Here is an 18,091-nt window from a genome sequence, read left to right on the forward strand (position 1 = left end):
GAGGAGGGGCCACGCGGAGCAGTAATGGCAACGCGAGTCCAGCAGCGCTTGCTCCGCTAGGTGCTTGGTCTAACCTGGCGCGTTGATGCCCCGTCAACGCGCCAGTCGGCTTTCTGCGCTCGCCCTGGCATGCGTGGCTTCGTGTTGGGCATTGCCCGTCGCGGCCCAGTCGAGTGCAGGGTTTCCGCCCGCTCCGCCGTCGGGCGCGCCCGCTCCGGTCACGCCAGCACCGGCCGCGCCAGCACAGCCGGTGCCTCCCGCGCCCGCGACACAGCCTGGTTACCCGGCTCAGCCCTATCCTGGCACTCCGGGCTATCCTGAAACGTATCCGCAAGGATATGTGCCGCCGGCTCCCTATTCCCAAGAGCTGGGGCCCTTCCAGCGGCACGCCGTCGACGAAGCGCCACTCGACCGTCCAGGGTACGTCTCCCAGCCTCGTGGAGCCGGTCGACACCTGCACGATGGACTGTACCTACGGCTCGCTGGTGGCATCGGCTTCGCTGGGTTCTCCGCCTCGGCCGAGCCTTTCAAGTACTACGTTCAGGATGAGGGCCTGGAGAGCGTAGATAAGTACGACGGGAGCGCGATGGGCTTTGCCTACGGAACCCAGGTTTCCCTCGGTGGGGCCATCCGACCGGGCGCTGTGCTTGCGCTGTCCCTCAATACCGTTTCCGTGCCACAGCTCAAGATGTCTCGACCGGTCGCTGATTTCTCGAACTACGAGTACAGGATCTCCCAGTCAGTGGGCGTGGGGCCCATCTTCGATTTCTATCCAGACCCCGCCGCCGGCCTGCATTTCGCCGGCGGGCTCAGCGTCGCGGGCATCATTGTGGGTCAAGCGGACCCTACGCTCGGCGCTCGCGCCCGTGGACACACGGTGCTTGGCTGGGGATTCAACCTGGGCGTTGGCTACGACTGGTGGGTTGGTGACGAATGGAGCCTCGGGCTGCAGGCGCGTCTCGACTACGTGCACGCAGCGGGTGCCGACGCGCGGGAAAACGACTGGAGCCACACGCTGTGGGCGCCCACGGTCGGCTTGGGCCTGACGTACAACTAATCCGTGCGGATTAATTCGCAGCGCATGCCCTAGATGCTTCGGAAGCAGGCGCTCTGCTAGAAGCTCCCGAACAGCCCCACGCTGCGACCGCCCAGGTAGTAGTGGATCTTCACGGAACTCTGGTCCGGGCGCGGTAGCTCCTGACGCACGAGCTGCTTTCCCCTGCCAATCAGGCCGCCAATCAACGTCAGAGCACCCGCGCCTTGCAGGGCACCGTCGATGGCCAGTAGCACCTCCCCGCCATCGACTTTTCCCATGGTGATCCAGGGACCGATCACGGGAACGAATAGCCACGCCAACTCCGTCGGGTTCGCTACGGCGCCCACATAGGCCGCCGCATAGCTCGCGGCGAAGAAGCCTGCGCCGAAGTAGCGTGCCGTCGCGGCGCCGTCATGTGTGGATGTCTCGACGTCATAGCCCGGGGGCAATGCCATGCCGGGTTCGAACACGCGCTCTTCACACTCGCCAGCGGCGCAGCGGCCGCTCCAGCAGTCTCGCCATGCCTTGCACTGGTCGCCGATCTCGCAAGGAGCGCAGTCTCCGCCGCAGTCCACATCGGACTCGAGACCGTTCTGCTTGCCGTCGGAGCAGCTGCCCGGATTTTCATTGCCTTGCGGAAATGAGCTCCGGGCGGCGGCGCCCGCTGGTGGAGTCAGCTGTCCTGGATAGCCGGGTTGGCTCTGCTGAGGATAGGCGCCTGGATACGGTTGGGGGTAGGCGCCCGGATACGGTTGGGGTGGGTAGGTTTGTCCGGGTGCCGCTTGGGCGCTGAGGTTGGAGGCCTGAAGTAGCGCGGCGCTTCCAGCGCACACCACCAGCGCAAGTTGGCGGCGCCTGAGATCAGCGTTGAGCGACATGCGATGCCAGCGTAGCTCGCTACGGCGCTTCAACCGTTCGCATTCGCGCACCAATCACTCAGACGCGAGCCCTGAACGGCGGATTCGAGTCCTGCGAAACAGCCTACTGGGGCATCAGGCTGCGGCGCGCCGGCGGAGCTGGGCTCGGGCCTGGACGCGGTGCGGGTTCCGGCGTCATCACCGGCATCGGCTGAGCGGCCATTGCTGGCGCAGCGGGACCCGGCGGGAGCTCTCCGCGGGACTGTAGCTCGACCCAGCCGCGATCCAGCAGGGCGCGACGATTGCCCCGCAGGGTTCCTGGATTCGCCCGCTCGACCTGGTAGGCATACGACAGCCACCGCCTCGCGCCTCCGGTGTCGCCCAGCACGAGCAGTGTCAGCCCCCGATACAATCCGTATTCCGCCTGCTGCTTGGCGTTGGATTCGTTGAGCCGGTGCTCCGTCCGCTCGAAAACCTCCGCGGCTTCGATGTAGCGGCCGTCCGCGTAGAGCGCGCTGCCACGCTTCACGTAGCCGCTACACCCCGCCATGAGTCCAAGCAGCGCGATGAGGAGCAAGCCATGCGACAGGCGAACGCGGCTCGAACCTCGAGTGCGACGCTGTAGCTGGTTCCTCGCAGACTTCCCCATCGGCCCATCATCCTAACAACGAACGCAGTATGGGACACGCCTTGCGTTGGGCCAGTGCCCTTTTCGTGACTCCGCGCCGGGCTTTGCCCACGCCGCCTTCAGGCGTGGCAACTTGCGCAAGAAATATTAGCTCAACAACATCCATCGTTTGGCGCAGGGGCGCATGTGGGGGGGAGGAGCACCGCGGGTGACCGTGCTGGATTTGTCTGGGTACGTTGGCTAAACGCTCCCCGCGCTCGCTTTCGCTCCAGCGTAGCCAGCGCACTTTTCCGAGCGCAGTCAGACACACGCATCAAGGACGAAAGATGGGCATCAAAGATACCGTTCGCAAAAAGAGCATGGAACTCATGGGCGACCCCCGGGTGCTCAAGCTCATGCAGAACGAGCAATTCATGAAGGCGATGATGACGGTCGTCCAAGTCCCAGGGAAGGTGAACACCTTTACCGAGGAGCAGACCGAGCGCTTCGCCAGTATGATGAATTTGGCGACCTCGAAGGAGCTCAAGGACCTCAAGCGTCAGGTGAAGAAGCTTGAGGGTGAGGTCGAGCGCCTGAAGAAGAAGCTCGAAGAAAAGTAGCGCTCAGGCGGCGGTCGTTTCCTCACGGTTTGCTCGAGCGCTCCGGCGGTCCAGCCAGCGCTCGAGCAGCGGCCACGTCAACCTAGGCGCGTCCCTGCCGACGAGCAGGTCGATGTGGCCGAACGGGAGTTCGCGGTAGGTTTTGTCTGTCGATGTCGACCGCTCGTACCCTGGGCGCACAGACGCCGGGGGCGCGAGATCATCATGACTTCCGGCGATCACCAGCAGTGGGAGATCCAGCTCCTCGAAGGCGCGCTCGAGGCCAAAGAGCGTCGTGCTCCGACTGGCTCGAGACTCGGCGGCCCAGGTGAAGAGCGTGCGCATGGTCTCGATGCTGCCCTGATCCATGGCGAGTGCCATGTGCTGACGCAGCACTTCCGGCTCCATCGATCCCCTGCGGAAACCCCGTAGAGGGACGGGGTAGAGGCGGCTGTTCACGACGCGTTGGCTCACCCGGACGAAGCGCCCGTATAGCCGCGCTGGGACCGGAATATTGGGCATGCCCAACGTGCGATCCAGCAGCAAAAAGGCTTCGCTCAGGCCCGCGAGGAGCTTGGTCCCCGCGGTGAATCGGTAGGGAGAGCCAATGCTGACGACTCCCGCGACCTGTTGTGGGCGCTCGGCGGCAACGCCGTACGCGCACAGTCCGCCGAGGGAGTGACCAATCAGGAAAACCCGGTCGAAGCTGGTGAGCCGGTGAATCGAGTCGAGGGCCGCCGGTAGGTCTTCCTGAACGAACTGGTCCACGCGTTCCGGTAGCCCCGCGCCCAGGTGGTCACTGCGGCCGTGGCCGCGCAGGTCGATGTTGAACACGTCGTAGCCGGCGGAGGCGAGGTAATTCACCAGACTGCGCGACGGCAGGTGCCAGGCGTAGCGGTTCTGACTGTAGCCATGGACCAGCAGCACGGCCGCCCGACTCGGCATCGCCAGGGCATCGACCTCGAGTTGCTCGTCACCAACCGGCGGCGGACGGGTCGAAGCGCGTTTGCGCACCATGGCCAGCGGTGCCTTGCTCTGGGTCATCACCAACTGCTTGACGAAGTGGCGCGCTGGGAGCCCCAGGTCGACGGCCTGCTCGACCACTTGGCCATGGAGGATCACGGTGCATCAGTTTAGTGCTGCACACTGCTTAGCGAAGGGAAAAGCCTCGCAGCTGGGTACTTGGCGGCACTGGGTGATCGACGAGACTGTGCCAGGCCTGTGTGAGACAAAGCCCGAGTTGGCTCAGGCGCCGTAGCCTTCAGCGCGCCTGCGCTGTGCCCTGCGACCGGGGTATAACATCAGGGAAACATTGCTAAATCGGTTTTGCGTTCCACGGATGTGCCATGGCACAATGCTCGCGGCTTCCACAGGGTTTGGCACAAGCGCGTCACGCTCGGGGTGGCGCTGGGATTGAGGGAGGAACACATGGCACACACGGTTCGCGCGCGTCGGGTTTGGAGTTGGTTCTTGCTGCCAGGGTTGGCGCTATCGAGCGCGGCACTGTCTTCGACAGTGGCGTCGGCGCAGCCTGCGGACCCAGCGGATCCGCCGGCTGAGGAGCCCACGGCAGCACCCGGCGTGGATCCCACCCCGCCGCCGAGCGTCGAGGAACCTCCGCCACCGCCTGAGGAGACGACCGGCGACAGCACTGTTCCACCGCCGCCGGTTCCCCAGGGAAGTGACTCCGAAGTGGCGGACGCCCGCGCGGGCGACTCAGCCGTCGAGCTACCTGGGAAGACGTACTACTTCGTTGGCCTGCGCTATCGCACCATCATCGTCCCGAAGTTCATGGTGAACCTGTTCGGCGACGGTGGGCGAACCGTGGTGGTGCACTCCGGCGGTCCAGAGTTCGCGATCCGCAAGGACGGCTTCGAGTACAACTTCGGCCTCTGGTTCGCCAACTACGCGATGGACGATACGCCTTTCAAGTCGACGAGCGACGGCGAGAAGGCCTGGGAAATCGTCAACAGCAAGATGAAGGCGATCTACATCACTTCGGACTTCCTGTGGTCTCAGGAGTTTAGCCCGGCGTTCAGCTTGAACTACGGCGCGGGTGTCGGCTTGGGCTTCATGTTTGGTGACTTGAACCGCGTTCAGGCCTACCCTCGGGCCGGTTCCGCGGGGAATCCAGAAGACTATGAGCGTTGCAGTGGCCCCGGCACGCCAGACCCCAATTTCTGTGGTACCGACAACGACCACTACGGCGACTACAACGAGCCGTCTTGGGCGGACGGTGGCTCGAAGCCCATCGTCTTCCCTTGGCTCGCCCTGCAAACGGGGTTGCGGTTCAAGCCTGCCAAGAGCTTCGTGGCTCGCCTGGACCTAGGCTTCGGAACGAGCGGCTTCTTCGTCGGGCTAGGGGCGGATTACGGCCTCTAAGTCGCTGTCTGCTGAGAAAGAACCGGATGTGAGCGAGCTCGAGCTGCCCGCACGCTACGAGAGCCTCCAACGCCTGGGTGAAGGCGGTGGGGGCGAAGTGTGGGCCGTTCGGGATCGCCACACCCAGGAGAAGCTCGCGCTCAAGATGCTCTCGCCCACGGCGAGCGAGCGTGAGATGACCGCACTCGTCCGCGAAGCGGTGGCGCTCAGCGGTCTCGAAGGGCTCGGTGTGCCTCGGGTCGTCCGCTTCGGTCGGCTACCAAAGAGCGGGCGGCCGTTCATGCTACGCGAGCTGGTGGAGGGACAGAGCCTCCAAGCCTTGATCGAGTCTGGAGATAGCGACGCCGCCACGCGCGCGCTGGTTCGTGCCGCGGACCAGGTCACGCTGCTCCACCGCGCGGGGATGCTCCACGGCGACATCAAGCCGCACAACATCATCGTCGAGGCCAACGGCCGCGCGACGCTCGTGGACCTAGGCCTCGCAGCGCCATGGCGGGAAACGGGCACTCGGCCCGAAGGGCTGACGCCGCGCTACGCCGCGCCCGAACTCCTGGAGGGCAAGCCGCTCACGGTGCGCGCTGAAGTGTACGCGCTCGGGGTGACGATCGCCGACATCATCGCTGCTGGCTCGAAGACGATGAACCCGCGGATTCGTCGAGAGCTGATGGATGTCTCGGCGCGGGCCACGGCGGTCGATCCCCGCGAGCGACATCCATCTGCGGACGAGCTGGCCACCGCAATTCGCCGCGCGGGTGGCTTGAAGGCAGCAAGCTCTCGCCACGACGCCCACGAGGTCTGGCCGGTACTGGGTATCGATGCCATCTCGAGTCAGCTGCAGCAGCGCGTCGCAAAGTTATCGCGCGGAAAAAAGCTGTGGCTGGACGGGCCTCTTGGCTCTGGGCGGAGCGTACTGCTCCGACGCCTAGCTTGGTCCATCGGCGTTGAAGGGCGCCCGCTGGTGTGGATCGATGACCACGTGGTGGACGACGTGTCTGCGCTCGAAGCGGAGCTAGCGGAGTTCGAGGGCAAAGGTGGCGTCACCATCCTGATCGACGACGCCCACCTGCTGCCGGAGCGCGGCATCGAGCTAGTCAAGCAGCTGAACAGCGACGGCGCCCGCCTCGTCATCGTGGGCGACTCCGAGCTGCAGGCGGGCGCCAAGCGCTTCGAGGTGCCCCGTCTCGAACAACACCACGCTGAAGAGCTCGTGCGTCGCGCGATGCCATCGCTTACCGGCCGCCTACTGGCTCACGTCGTAAGCGCTTCGAATGGGCGCCCTGGTGCGCTCCGCGGCTTGGTGGAGACGCTCGCCGCGCAACCCGTTGCGTCGGAGGCGGACATCGACCGCGCGTTGGCGGGGGAGTCTTCGGCGCCGGGTTCGGAGCTGCCTCAGAGCCCTTACGAACGCGCGGTGTACTTCCTGGAGCGAGGGCGCTTCAACGACGCGGCCCAAGCGATGGACGAAGTCGATCGCACGAAGGCCGAGGGGGAGAGCACCACGGTGCCGAACACCCCTGAGTCGCGAAGCGAGCGCCTGGCGCTCGAGACACTACGGGCGCGTCTCGAACTCGGGCTGGGTGACTCGACGTCAGCACTTTCCCGCTTGGAAAAAGTGGCAGGGCTGGCGAAGGAGCGGCGCGGAACCTACGAAGCGAAATCGTGGATGCTCTACGTGGGCCGTGCCTACGTGGCGACGGGTGACTACTCCCGCGCCCTCGAGGTCCTCGCCCAATTGGTTGATGAGGACGGTCCCCTGGGCGCCGAAGCCAGCGCGTTCCACGGACTCGGTGCGGCCTACTTGGGTAACACGGAGCAAGCGCTGGTCGATCTGGAAGGCGCGGTGCGGCGCGCTCGCGAACACGATGCGCCGCGTGTCGAGGCGGTCGCGCTGGTGAGTCGCGGCCTGGTGTTGCAGCGCGACGATCGCATCGAAGAGGCGCGTGAGGCTTACGAACAGTGCATCATCGCTGGCGAGCGCGCTGGTGACGCTGGTTTGCTCAGCACCGCGCAGCTCAACCTCGCTGGTTTGCTCAAGGTGAGCGGTGATGTGGCTGGCGCCATCGAGCACTTCGAGGCAGCCGTCGACATGGGGCGCCGCTCGGGGCGCCGCTCAACGACGCGCAACGCGCTCCTGAACCTTGCCAACACGGATCTCTACTTGGGCCGCCTCGCGCGCGCGCGGGAGAGCATTGAGCTCCTGGAGGAGCAGCGCAGCGGCTTACCCCCGGTGCTCAACGCACAGCTCTCGGGGCTTCAGGCGGAGCTCGCCAGTCGCGTCGGTGAAGTCGACCGAGCGGTGCGGCTGTACGAGAGCTGTGCTGCGGCCTATGAAGCGGTAGGCCGTGGTATCGACTCCGCCGAGGCACGTCTCGAGGGGGTGCTCATTGCTAGCCGTGCGGAATCACCGGATACCGCGGAGCTCGAGCGTCAGCTAGATCAAGCTCGGGAGGCTTTGGCGACGGCGCCAGCTCATAAGCCGCTCTACATGCTGGCGCGAGGGCGCGCTGCCTGGGTCGCCGGGCGTGAGCAACAGGCCCGCACCTTCGTCGAAGAAGCCCTCGAGGCGGCGCGCTCCGCCGGCCAAAAGGAGTGGGTGTGGCGCGCCCAAGAGGTGCTCGGCGAAATCGCGGAGGCCGGCGGTCAGCCAACCATGGCTCGCCGGCATCGCGAAGAGGCGCTGGCGGTGCTGGAAGAGATCGGCGCGCATCTCCCCAGGGATCTACGCGAGGTTTACTGGAACGATGCGCGTCGCCGCGCCCTGCGCGCTCGCGTGCAGCGTGAATCAATGACCTCTGCCCCGACGGATCTCGCCGGCTTTTCACCGTCGCCCATCTTTCCTCGCAGCGACCGATCGCTGATTAGCAGCATGAGCCTGACGCCTCTCGAGCGGCGTCTGGCTCACATCCTCGAGGTCAACGCCGTGCTGGCCCGAGAGCGCGATCTCGAGCGCCTGATGCGTCTGGTGATTGGTCACGCGATTGAGCTCGCACAGGCGGAGCGTGGCTACTTGATCCTGCTGGAGCAAGACGGCAGCCTCAGTGTGCACGCTTCGCGCACCCGTTCGGGGGACGAAACCCACGCCGAGTTCTCCCGCTCAATCGCTCAGCAGGTGATCGACAGCGGTGCGCCCCTCGTGAGCAAGAGTCCACAGACCGACGCGCGCATGAGCGGCTATGCGTCGGTGCACCAGCTCGATCTGCAGTCCGTCGCGTGTGTGCCCATCGTTGCGCCTGAAGGGGAGCCGATCGGCGCCCTGTACGTCGAGACCCGTAGCCGCCCTGCAGATCATTTCGAGCGCGAGCTACCGACGCTGCAGGCGTTTGGTGACCAAGCAGCAGTCGCCATCGAATCCGCACGTTTGCTCACAGAGAACCGTCGCCGCGCCGAAGAACTCGAGCGCACCAATGAGCGCTTGCGGGAGGCGCAGGGACGCCTGCAGGAGCTGCTCGATCAGCGCACCCAGCGCTTGAAGATCGCCCGCCGTAGGCTCAGAGACGCCCGCGAGACGTTGTACAGCCACTTCGGCTACATGGGCCTGGTCGGCACTTCCAAGCCCATGCGCCGTGTGTACTCGCTGATCGATCGGGTGAAGGACACCGACGTCGCGGTCTTGATCACGGGTGAAAGCGGTACCGGAAAAGAGGTCGTTGCCAACGCCATCCATCGCGCAGGAGGGCGCGCCAAGAAGGCGTTCTTGGGCGTGAACTGTGGCGCCATCCCCGAGCACCTGCTCGAGAGCGAACTCTTCGGTCATGTGCGCGGCGCGTTTACCGGTGCCGATCGCGACCGCAAGGGTCTGTTCCGTGAAGGTGAGGGCGGCAGCATCCTGCTGGACGAAATCGGGGAGATGCCCCAGCGCATGCAAGCGGGCCTCTTGCGCGTGCTTCAAGAGCACAAGGTGCGTCCGGTTGGCGGCGCCAACGAAGAGCCGGTCGATGTACGGGTGATTTGCGCCACGAACCGTGACCTGGCGGCGATGGTAGAGGAAGGCACTTTCCGTGAGGATTTGTACTACCGGATCCACGTCGTCGAGCTGCGCATCCCGCCGCTTCGAGAGCGCACCGAAGACATCCCCCAGCTCGTGGACCACTTCCTCGGGATCTTCGCGGCGCGCTACAAGCGGGACAAGAAGGCAGTCACCCGTGACGGCTTGAAGCGCCTGCGCGGCTACCACTGGCCAGGAAACGTGCGCCAGCTGGAGCACGTGCTGCTCAATGCCTGGGTGCTCAGCGAAAAACCCGAGCTCGAACAGGACGACTTCGACATCCCGGATGGTCGCGCCGGGAGCGCCCTCTTCAGCAGTCTCACCGGAAGCGCCTCCTCCTCCACCACGAGCAATCACACCGGCCAGCGGCGCACGACCACCGTGCCGCCATCGTCCGGCTCCAGCGTGCGCAGCAGTCTGAGTCAGCACAAGCTGGACGAGCGCGAGCGCATCCTCCAGGCGCTCAAGGCGAGCAACTGGAATCGAGTCAAGGCAGCGGAGCTCCTTGGGATGCCTCGTCGCACCTTCTACAGGCGCCTCAAGCAGTACGGCATTCAGTGAGCATTAGCCCGGGGAGTGAGCGAGATGGCGAAGGTCTTCATCACCGGATCGGCTGACGGACTCGGCTTCATGGCGGGAGAGCTGCTCATAAGCGAGGGTCACGCGGTGGTGCTTCACGCGCGCAGTCGCGCTCGGGCTGGCGATGTGCGTCAGGAGCTACCAGGCGCCGAAGCCGTGGTCGTTGGCAACGTATCGACCCTCGCGGCCATGCGCGACGTGGCTGCCCAGGTGAACCGCCTCGGGCCATTCGACGCGGTCATTCATAACGTCGCGGTCGGTTACCGCGAGCCTCGCCGTGTGGAAACGGTCGACGGCTTTTCGGAGCTGTGGGCCGTCAATGTACTCGCTCCTTACGTGCTCACCGCATTGATCGAGCGACCGCAGCGCCTGATCTACTTGAGTTCCGGGATGCACTTCGGCGGCGACGTCAGCCTGAGCGATCTCCAATGGAAGAAGCGTCGCTGGAACGGTAGCCAGGCCTACGCCGACTCGAAACTGCACGACACCTTGCTGGCCCTTGGCTTCGCGCGGCGCTGGCCGGACGTGCACTCGAACGCGGTGTCTCCAGGTTGGGTGCGCACGAAGATGGGCGGCCCGAGCGCCCCGGATGATCTCGACCAAGGGCATCGAACTCAAGCGTGGCTCGCCGTTGGCGAGGACGCGAAGCTGAGCGGCGGCTACTACTACCACCTTGCTCCGGGTGACTTGCTCCCGGCAGCCGAAGACCCCGCCCTTCAAGACCGCTTGCTCGAGCTGTGTCAGGAAGCGTCGGGTATCGAGTTGGCGTGACCGCGTGGAGGGCCAACTGAGCAAGAAGAGCCGGCGAATAGACGCCAATTGGAGCTGTATTTTTCGGGGGAGAGGTCATCCTATCGAGATGCGCATCTACCTCCGAGCCGCCGTCTGCCTGTGCTCTCTGGCTCTTGCAGCTTGTGACTCCGGGGGCTCCACCTCCGGCGGGACTGGCGCTTCGGGTGGTACCGCAGGGAAAAGCGGCGTTGGAGGCACCGGAGCTCAAGGTGGCAGCGGCGCTGAAGGTGGTAGCGGCGCTGAAGGTGGCATCGGCGCTGGCGGCGCGGGGGCAGTCGGTGGCATTGGCGCAGGCGGAACTGGAGGCACAACGACTGGCGGTACTAGCGCGACGGGTGGCAGCGCCCAAGCGGGCGGAGCAGGCGGAAGCGGCGGCAGTGCAGGCGCTACCTCACCCCCTGATTTCGAGGAGCAGTTCGACACCGCGGATCCGTGGACGGCGCGAGCGCAAAGCGACGGGCGCGCTCAGAGCGGCGTGGATGCCAGCGCTGCGGAAGATGGCAAGCTACTGGAGCTGTTGGTGCCTGGGCACCCGGAGTTCGATACGGGGGATCGCGTCGGACCGTCCTTTGCGAGCGAGGTGGCATCGCCGAATCCGCTCGGATACGGTGTCTATCGCACCCGCGTCGAGCTTGGGCGTTGCGCCGCCGGCGAGGAAGCCGTCAACGGCATCTTTACCTATGCCTATGGTGGAGACCTGAACCAAAACGGCATCACGGACAACCGCGAGATCGACATCGAAATCCTCTGCGGTCAGCCCAACTGGATCTGGCTCTCTGCCTGGACGGACTACGAGAGTGACAGTAACTTCCTTCGCACGTCTCGCGTCGTGAACACCGCGACCGGTGAGTACCACGAGAGCGTCGCCCGCGATGCCTATGGCATCGGGCCAGCGCTGGGCACGCTGCCTGGCGCGAAGCAGCCCGCGTTCCCTGAAGCCGGCAGGTTCTACGAAATGGGCTTCGACTGGCAGCCCACGACTCTGACGTTCTTCGTGCGTTTCGCGGATCAAGACGTGGAGCTCTGGAGGCTTCAAGGCGCCGAGTTCGTGCCTCAGGCACCGGCGCCGATGCTCTTCAACCTATGGCATGCAAGCAGCCACTGGGCTACCGGCGGTGCCGCCGACTACCCGGCTCAGGACAGCCTGATGCGGGTCGACTGGTTCCGTTTCTGGGCGCACTAGTGCATCGGATCTTGCCGTGCGGCAATGACTACTTGATGTACATGATGATGACCGCCACCGCGATGCCGAGTAGCGCCCAGAGCAAGAGCTGAGGCTGCCACATCTTTGCGGCGCTGCCGTGGTTGCTCGACTTCTTCACCAGCATGCCCCCGACCTTCGGTGCACCCGCGGTGCCGAAGGCGCGCTTGGGCAAAATCAAGAATGCGGTCGTGCTGGTGTAGACGAGAAAGACCCGAGGTGTCTCCTTCGTCGTGACGATCTGCTGCCACCGCAAACGGGTCAGCGCGCCAGCGCTCCGCACTTCGATGCCGAGGTCGTCGACCTGAATGTCCATCTTGCGTTGGGATTCCGGCATCCCTTTGAACATCCGCGTCGCGACCATTCGCTTGCCGAGGAGCGCCAGGAGCGGCGCCGCGAGCAGGAGCAGAATCACCGGCCACGGGCGGTCCGAGCTTTGGGGCGCGGACTGCGCGACCACCATGATCGCAGCGGCGGATACAGCTAGCCCTACAGCGGTCTTGAAGCGGGAGCCGGGTTGCGCATTGAGGGCTTCGAGCACGTCGTCTCGCGTGAGCTCTACTTTGCCACTCACTGTGCCTCGGGGTGGCTCCGCCGCCTCCGTCGCGAGAGCTTCTTCGCTTGCCTCTGCGCTAGTCACGGGCGGTCCTCTACTGTCGGAGCCAGCTTCGCGCAAGGCGCCGGGGCACGGATCTCACGGTGTCGCTGCCGCCTCGGGGAGCGCCTTGAGCGCTTCGAGTAGCTCTTTCGCGTGCCCGTCCGGGTTCACCTTGGGGAAGACCTTGGCGATTTTGCCTTGTTTGTCGATCAAGAAGGTGACCCGCGCCGCCTTACCGCCGCGCAGTGAGACGCCAAAGGCCTTGGCGATCGCGTGATCCGAGTCGGGGAGCAGCTTGAACGGCAGCGAATACTTCTTCGCGAACTCGGAGTGCGACGTGTTGCTGTCGCTCGAAACGCCCAATACTACCGCGCCCGTCTTGCTCAGGTCTTCGTAGCTGTCACGAATCTGTTGAGCCTCGATGGTGCAGCCCGGCGTATCGTCCTTGGGGTAGAAGTAGACGATCACAGGCTTTCCCTTCAATTTCTCCAAGGAAACTTTCTCGCCGTCATGGGCCGTCGCGTCGATGGCTGGGGCGGCAGCGCCTACCTCCAAGAGCGTGCCGTCTACGGTTTCGGCGCTCGGCGCGGTCGCTGCCGGCGCGCCGCTGTTGTCAGCTCCCGGACTGGTGTCAGCTGCGGCGCTGGTGTCCGCCTTCGCGGGTGTTTCCGTCGGCTTCTCCTCGTTGCAGGCGCAGAGGACCAGGGCGGCTATGGCGGTGGAGTAGGCGAGGCGACTCATGTTTCGTTCATGCCACCGGGTCGCCCCGCCCGAAAGTGCCTCCGCGCCCCACTTTGAAAGGCCTGAAGATCCCGGGCATTTCTCCAGGTTTTGCAGTTTCGTCCGGCACGAAGCTCGGCGGTACCCGCTCGCGTTTGCGCCAATCCTGGCAGAGAGCGATCGGACGGCTGCTTACGGACGACACACTCTTCATGCCCGTCTCGCTCCTGCGCCCTAGGTCGTTCTTCAAGATTTCCCGCGCGCTTGTCGTGCTGGCTACAGCGCTCCTGCTCCCGCTCGGAGCGTGTGGTGGGGAAGCATCGGGAACCACTCCCGACTCCGACGGACGAGGTGGCTCGACCTCCGGCCAGGGCAACCGGGCGCCGCTCTGCGGAAGCGCGTCATTCTACGAACTTGATGACACAGGTGCCGCGTGTCCCTGGCTCTACGAAGGCTGGTGCTTCGAGGAGCGGGAGGACGCCTGCGACTGCGCCTGCGGTCGCGACAAAGGCGACACCTGCATCAGCGGTTTCCCCGGGGATCGAGTTGACGTCAGTTGCCCGTTCCTAGGGGAGTAGGTTCCTAGGGGGGATTTGAACCGCCAAGAGCGCCAAGGACGCCAAGATTTTAGGGAATGCGGAGGATGGAGTCCGCCCCCAAATGATGGTCGGAAGCGCAGAAGCGCGCCGCGGGGCGCGACTAGCTCCCGTTCGGCGCGGTCAGCCCCCATTTCCTGGCGCTCTTGGCGCTCTTGGCGGTTCCCCTTCCTCGTTAGGACGAACTGTCGGTCGACGAGGAGAGAAGCGGGTTTGGGCTAGGCAGCGTGTTGGCTCAAGCGATGTTCAATTGCTTGAGCTTCTTGTGAAGGCCTTCGCGGGTGATCCCGAGGGTCTTCGCGGCGGATGTCTTGTTGTTGTCGTGCTCGCGTAGGCACTCCACGAGGAAGTACTTCTCCACCTGCTCGAGCATCTCCTTCAGGGTGCCCTTGGTGACGCCGGCGCGATCGACAACGCCCTCGACTTTGCGCACGCGAGGGCTGAGCAACTCAGGGCCACCGAGCTCTTCGTCACCCGCCTGAATAACGCAGCGCTGGATTTCATTCTCCAGCTCGCGCACGTTGCCCGGCCAGTCGTAGGCCATCAAAAGTTCCGTTGCAGTCTGGGAGAGGCTGTTCAGCCGGCGCCCGAACTCACGGGAGTAGCGCTCTAGGAAGAAGTTCGCGAGCAGCGGGATATCCTCGCGGCGCTCCGAGAGGGGGGGCACCCGGATGGGGAACACCTTGAGCCGGTAGTACAAATCCTCGCGGAAGCGTCCCTCTTGCACTTCTTGCTCGAGGTTCCGGTTCGTCGCGGCAACGATGCGCACGTCGACGATGCGCGTGTGGTTCGCGCCGATGGGGCGGATTTCGCCCTCCTGGAGCACGCGCAATAGCTTTGCCTGTAGGGGCAGCGCCATCTCGGTGACTTCATCAAGAAACAGCGTGCCCCCGTCGGCGATCTCGAAGAGGCCCTTCTTCTCTTCCGTGGCGCCGGTAAATGCGCCTCGCTTGTGGCCGAACAGCTCGCTCTCCAGCAAGCTCTCTGGGAGAGCTGCACAGTTCTGGGCGACGAAGAGCTTGTCTCGGCGCCGGGAGCGGGCATGCAGTGATGAAGCGATGAGCTCCTTGCCAGTGCCGGTCTTGCCTTCGATCAGCACGGTGACGCGGGTATCGACCACCTTGTCCAGTTGGTCGAACAGCGCCTTCATCGCCTTGCTTTGTCCGACGATTTGCACCTCCTGGCCGCGCAGCTTTTCCTCGCGGCGACGCAGGTAGGTGTTTTCCTTCTTGAGCTGCTCTTCCGCGTCGCGCAGACGGCGGATCAGGCGCGCGTTCGCGACGGCGAGCGACGCGTTTGCGGCCAAGACACCCAGCGCGTCGACGTCAGACTCGTCGAACATCGCCGGTCGGTCACGGTTGTCGACCTGGAGCACGCCGATGATTTCCTCACCCAGCCACAGCGGCACACCGATGGTGCTGCGGATGCCTGCGCCAAGCAGCGACTCCGAGCTGAACGTCTCACTGGGCGCGTCGGCCGCGAGGATGGCGCAGCGGTCCCGGACCACCTTGCGATACACGCTGCGCGTGATCGGCACGCGCCCTTCAGTGGGCGTCTGACCCCCATTCTCCGCGCGGATACGTGTTAGTACGGGCACGAAGGAGCCTTCGCCAGCGTCTTCCTCTTCGCTGTCTTTGAGCACCATGGTGACGTGGGTCGCCCGCTCTACGAGCTCGAGCGCTGAGTCGGCAACCGCGGTGAGCACGCTGTCGAGACCATCGGCTTTGCCAATCGCGTCGTGGGTGCTCCGCAGGGTCTTCAGAGCGGCGGCGTTATTCGAGGTGGAGCTGCCCAGCTCAGCTAGGCTCCGCTGCGCCATCACATGGGGCACATCCGCCTCTTCGCCGATGCCGATCTGGATCAGCACCGCTTCACCACCTCCACCGGCTCCCAGCGCCAACTGGTCGCCGTTCTGGAGTTCGCACTTCGAGCCCAAGCGCTCGTCAACAGGGATGCGCTCGCTGCCGCGCAGCACCTCGGTGCCGTTCGTGCTGTGCAGGTCCTCGATGAACACCTGGTCCCGGGCCAGACTGATGCGCGCGTGCTCTCCGGACACGTGTGTCTCCGCGAGGCACAAGTCGTTGCTCGGAGCGCGCCCGATTCGGATCACGTCGCCCGCCGGTTCCAGCTGCTTTCCGGCTTCGTTCCCGTTGAGTACGTGGATTCGCAATGTCGCCATACAGGGTCTCGCAGCGTTCCCCTCACCCCCAAAACCAGCGCCTGAAACGACGCCTTGGGGGACCGTGAACCGCGGTCCACACTAGCACTCGGCGGCAGCCTGGGTGCAAGGAGCGCAGTGACAAACGACAACGGGCGGCGCTCCGAGGAACACCGCCCGCTGGGCAATCGCGGAGGGGTTATCAGCCGCCGCGGGCCTTGATGCGGTAGACGACGCTCTGCAGGGGCGCGTCCGCTTGAGCCTTGGCCTTGTCCGGGCTCTCCGCGTTCTTGTCGATGATCTTCTGGATCTTGTCCGCGATCTCCTTGGAGCCCTTCGGAGTCAGGCGGTCGATGGTGTTCGCGACCACGAAGCGCACGGCCGCGTTCTCGATCGAGTCGAGGCGGTCCACCAGGCTGTCGCGGGTCTTTTCGTCACCCAGGATGCCGATCATGTAGGCCGCCTTGATGCCGATGAACTGGTTCTTCTTGTCCTGGTTCTCGCTCTTCTCGACCTTCTCCAGGTAGCAGTCGACGCGATCGCCGCAGGCCTTGGTGAGCTCTTCGGCTTGCTTGAACGAGTCCTTCTCGATCTTGGTGCCGTACTTCTCCACGGCCGCCTTCACGGCTTCGGCTTGGTCCGCCTTCATCAGCTTCATCGCCGTCACGCTGATGTTCGCCTGGAAGGTCTTGAGATCCTCGCCGCTGCCCTTCTGCTTCTCAGCGCGCTCGAGCAGCCACGGCACCATGCCCGCGTCGTAGAACAGTGACGCGGCCTCGGTGAGTGAGAGCAGGGAGTTGGCGCCGCCCGGGGGCATGCGTGAGTCGAGCCCCTGCGCCTCGAAGACTTCCTTGAAGGCCGCCTTGCTGTCGTCGGTCGCGGGGATCTTCGCCATCTCTTGAGCGATCAGCGCTTGGTTGCCGCCCTTCTGCGCCTTCATGACCTCGATCATCGCGGGCAGTGACTCCACGCGACCCATCGTGCCGAGAATGATCGCCGCCATCTGCACGTAGGGTTCGTCCTTCGGGGGCTCCTTCGCGCCGGTGAACTTCTGCATCTTGGCGAGCGACGTCTCCTTGAGCTTCTCGTCCTCACCCTTCAGCAGCTTGATCGCGCGATCCATCGCCGGCTTGCCGAGCTTCACCAACGCCATGATGGCGGTGGTCGCGACGTTGCCCTTCGTCGGGTCGAGCACACAGACGAACAGCGGCTCGATGGACTCTTGGTCGTCCAGCTCGCCCAGGATGCGCGCTGCGGTGACCTGCCAGAAGGTCTCGTTGTTGATCGTCTTCTGAACGTCGAGGTCACCCTGCTTGGGCTTCGGGATCTCGTTGCTGAGAACCGTGCGCAGCGGGCCAGCCCAGCTCTTCTCGGGCTTGACCAGCATGGCAGCGGTCAAGTCCTTGTAAGTGACGCCGCCGACCTGGCTCGTGTACTTGAGCTTCAAGAAGGCTTGCAGCATCGGGTCTGCGAGCTCAGCGCCTTTGCCGGCCTTGCGCAGATCTTCCGTGGCACGCGCGGCCCACTTCATGTCCTCGTAGTCCTTCTCCTTCGGCTTCTTCGCGTACTCCTCGAAGGCCTTCTTGAGAGCGGGGACGGTGCGCTCGTCGCGGAACGAAGCGATCAACTTGATCAAGCTGACGCGGGTCTTCGTGTCCAGCGCGTCGAAGTCATCGACGTAGGTCTTGGTGAGCGGCTCGGCGATTTGATCGAGCAGCTTCTGGACCTCGGGCTTGGTGAGGTCCTTGTCTGCCTTGGTCAGCGCGTCTTCGAAGAACTGCTCGAGGCGCTTGATGGAGCGAGGCTTCCAAGCTTTGTCGTTCAGTTTTTCCACCCAGTATTCGGGCTGGCTTTCGTCTTTGCAGCCGACGACCGTCGTGGCAACTGCAGTGGTTCCAATCACCATTGCAGTTCCGAAGTTCAACGAGCGGATCAGTGTCGCAATGGTGCGCGTAGACCGGAGCATTCAATTCCTCCCAGA

At 64.6% G+C, this 18,091-nt stretch carries 14 protein-coding genes; 7 read left to right on the plus strand and 7 right to left on the minus strand.

What is annotated here, in order from left to right:
• Window positions 1–85: 85 nt before the first annotated feature.
• Window positions 86–1,057 carry a hypothetical protein gene (locus H6718_35735; GenBank protein ID MCB9590815.1) on the plus strand — a complete coding sequence of 324 codons (972 nt, stop codon included), beginning with the start codon at window positions 86–88 and terminating at the stop codon, window positions 1,055–1,057.
• Between the two features lie 56 nt (window positions 1,058–1,113).
• Here the strand turns inward: H6718_35735 and H6718_35740 are convergent, their stop codons facing one another.
• Both H6718_35740 and H6718_35745 read right to left on the minus strand, forming a co-directional pair.
• A complete protein-coding gene (locus H6718_35740) occupies window positions 1,114–1,914 on the minus strand; it encodes a hypothetical protein (GenBank protein MCB9590816.1) in 801 nt (266 codons plus the stop codon).
• A gap of 103 nt (window positions 1,915–2,017) precedes the next feature.
• On the minus strand, window positions 2,018–2,542 hold the full coding sequence (locus H6718_35745) for a hypothetical protein (GenBank protein MCB9590817.1): 525 nt from the start codon (window positions 2,540–2,542) through the stop codon (window positions 2,018–2,020).
• Between the two features lie 305 nt (window positions 2,543–2,847).
• On the opposite strand from H6718_35745, the gene H6718_35750 reads away from it, so the two are divergent.
• Window positions 2,848–3,120: a hypothetical protein gene (locus H6718_35750; GenBank protein ID MCB9590818.1), complete on the plus strand. Its 273-nt coding sequence runs from the start codon at window positions 2,848–2,850 to the stop codon at window positions 3,118–3,120.
• 3 nt (window positions 3,121–3,123) lie between these two features.
• Here H6718_35750 and H6718_35755 read toward each other — a convergent pair whose 3' ends face one another.
• Complete coding sequence (locus tag H6718_35755) at window positions 3,124–4,221, minus strand: alpha/beta fold hydrolase (protein ID MCB9590819.1); 1,098 nt, start codon at window positions 4,219–4,221, stop codon at window positions 3,124–3,126.
• Between the two features lie 306 nt (window positions 4,222–4,527).
• On the opposite strand from H6718_35755, the gene H6718_35760 reads away from it, so the two are divergent.
• From H6718_35760 to H6718_35775, 4 genes are all read left to right on the plus strand, one after another.
• A complete protein-coding gene (locus tag H6718_35760) occupies window positions 4,528–5,481 on the plus strand; it encodes a hypothetical protein (protein MCB9590820.1) in 954 nt (317 codons plus the stop codon).
• A 28-nt stretch (window positions 5,482–5,509) separates the two neighbouring features.
• A complete protein-coding gene (locus H6718_35765; GenBank protein MCB9590821.1) occupies window positions 5,510–10,027 on the plus strand; it encodes a sigma 54-interacting transcriptional regulator in 4,518 nt (1,505 codons plus the stop codon).
• 24 nt (window positions 10,028–10,051) lie between these two features.
• Window positions 10,052–10,816, plus strand: a complete 765-nt coding sequence (locus H6718_35770) for an SDR family NAD(P)-dependent oxidoreductase (protein MCB9590822.1) — start codon at window positions 10,052–10,054, stop codon at window positions 10,814–10,816.
• A gap of 88 nt (window positions 10,817–10,904) precedes the next feature.
• A complete protein-coding gene (locus H6718_35775) occupies window positions 10,905–12,020 on the plus strand; it encodes a glycoside hydrolase family 16 protein (protein ID MCB9590823.1) in 1,116 nt (371 codons plus the stop codon).
• Between the two features lie 28 nt (window positions 12,021–12,048).
• Here H6718_35775 and H6718_35780 read toward each other — a convergent pair whose 3' ends face one another.
• On the minus strand, window positions 12,049–12,678 hold the full coding sequence (locus H6718_35780; GenBank protein ID MCB9590824.1) for a YcxB family protein: 630 nt from the start codon (window positions 12,676–12,678) through the stop codon (window positions 12,049–12,051).
• A gap of 54 nt (window positions 12,679–12,732) precedes the next feature.
• On the minus strand, window positions 12,733–13,377 hold the full coding sequence (locus H6718_35785; protein MCB9590825.1) for a peroxiredoxin: 645 nt from the start codon (window positions 13,375–13,377) through the stop codon (window positions 12,733–12,735).
• A 191-nt stretch (window positions 13,378–13,568) separates the two neighbouring features.
• On the opposite strand from H6718_35785, the gene H6718_35790 reads away from it, so the two are divergent.
• Window positions 13,569–13,934, plus strand: a complete 366-nt coding sequence (locus H6718_35790; protein ID MCB9590826.1) for a hypothetical protein — start codon at window positions 13,569–13,571, stop codon at window positions 13,932–13,934.
• 253 nt (window positions 13,935–14,187) lie between these two features.
• Here the strand turns inward: H6718_35790 and H6718_35795 are convergent, their stop codons facing one another.
• Together H6718_35795 and H6718_35800 are read right to left on the minus strand one after the other, a co-directional pair.
• Window positions 14,188–16,131 carry a sigma 54-interacting transcriptional regulator gene (locus H6718_35795; protein MCB9590827.1) on the minus strand — a complete coding sequence of 648 codons (1,944 nt, stop codon included), beginning with the start codon at window positions 16,129–16,131 and terminating at the stop codon, window positions 14,188–14,190.
• Between the two features lie 181 nt (window positions 16,132–16,312).
• A complete protein-coding gene (locus H6718_35800) occupies window positions 16,313–18,076 on the minus strand; it encodes a hypothetical protein (protein MCB9590828.1) in 1,764 nt (587 codons plus the stop codon).
• Window positions 18,077–18,091: the final 15 nt, after the last annotated feature.

Source organism: Polyangiaceae bacterium, assembly GCA_020633205.1.
In the GTDB taxonomy this organism is placed as follows: Bacteria; Myxococcota_A; Polyangia; order Polyangiales; family Polyangiaceae; genus JAHBVY01.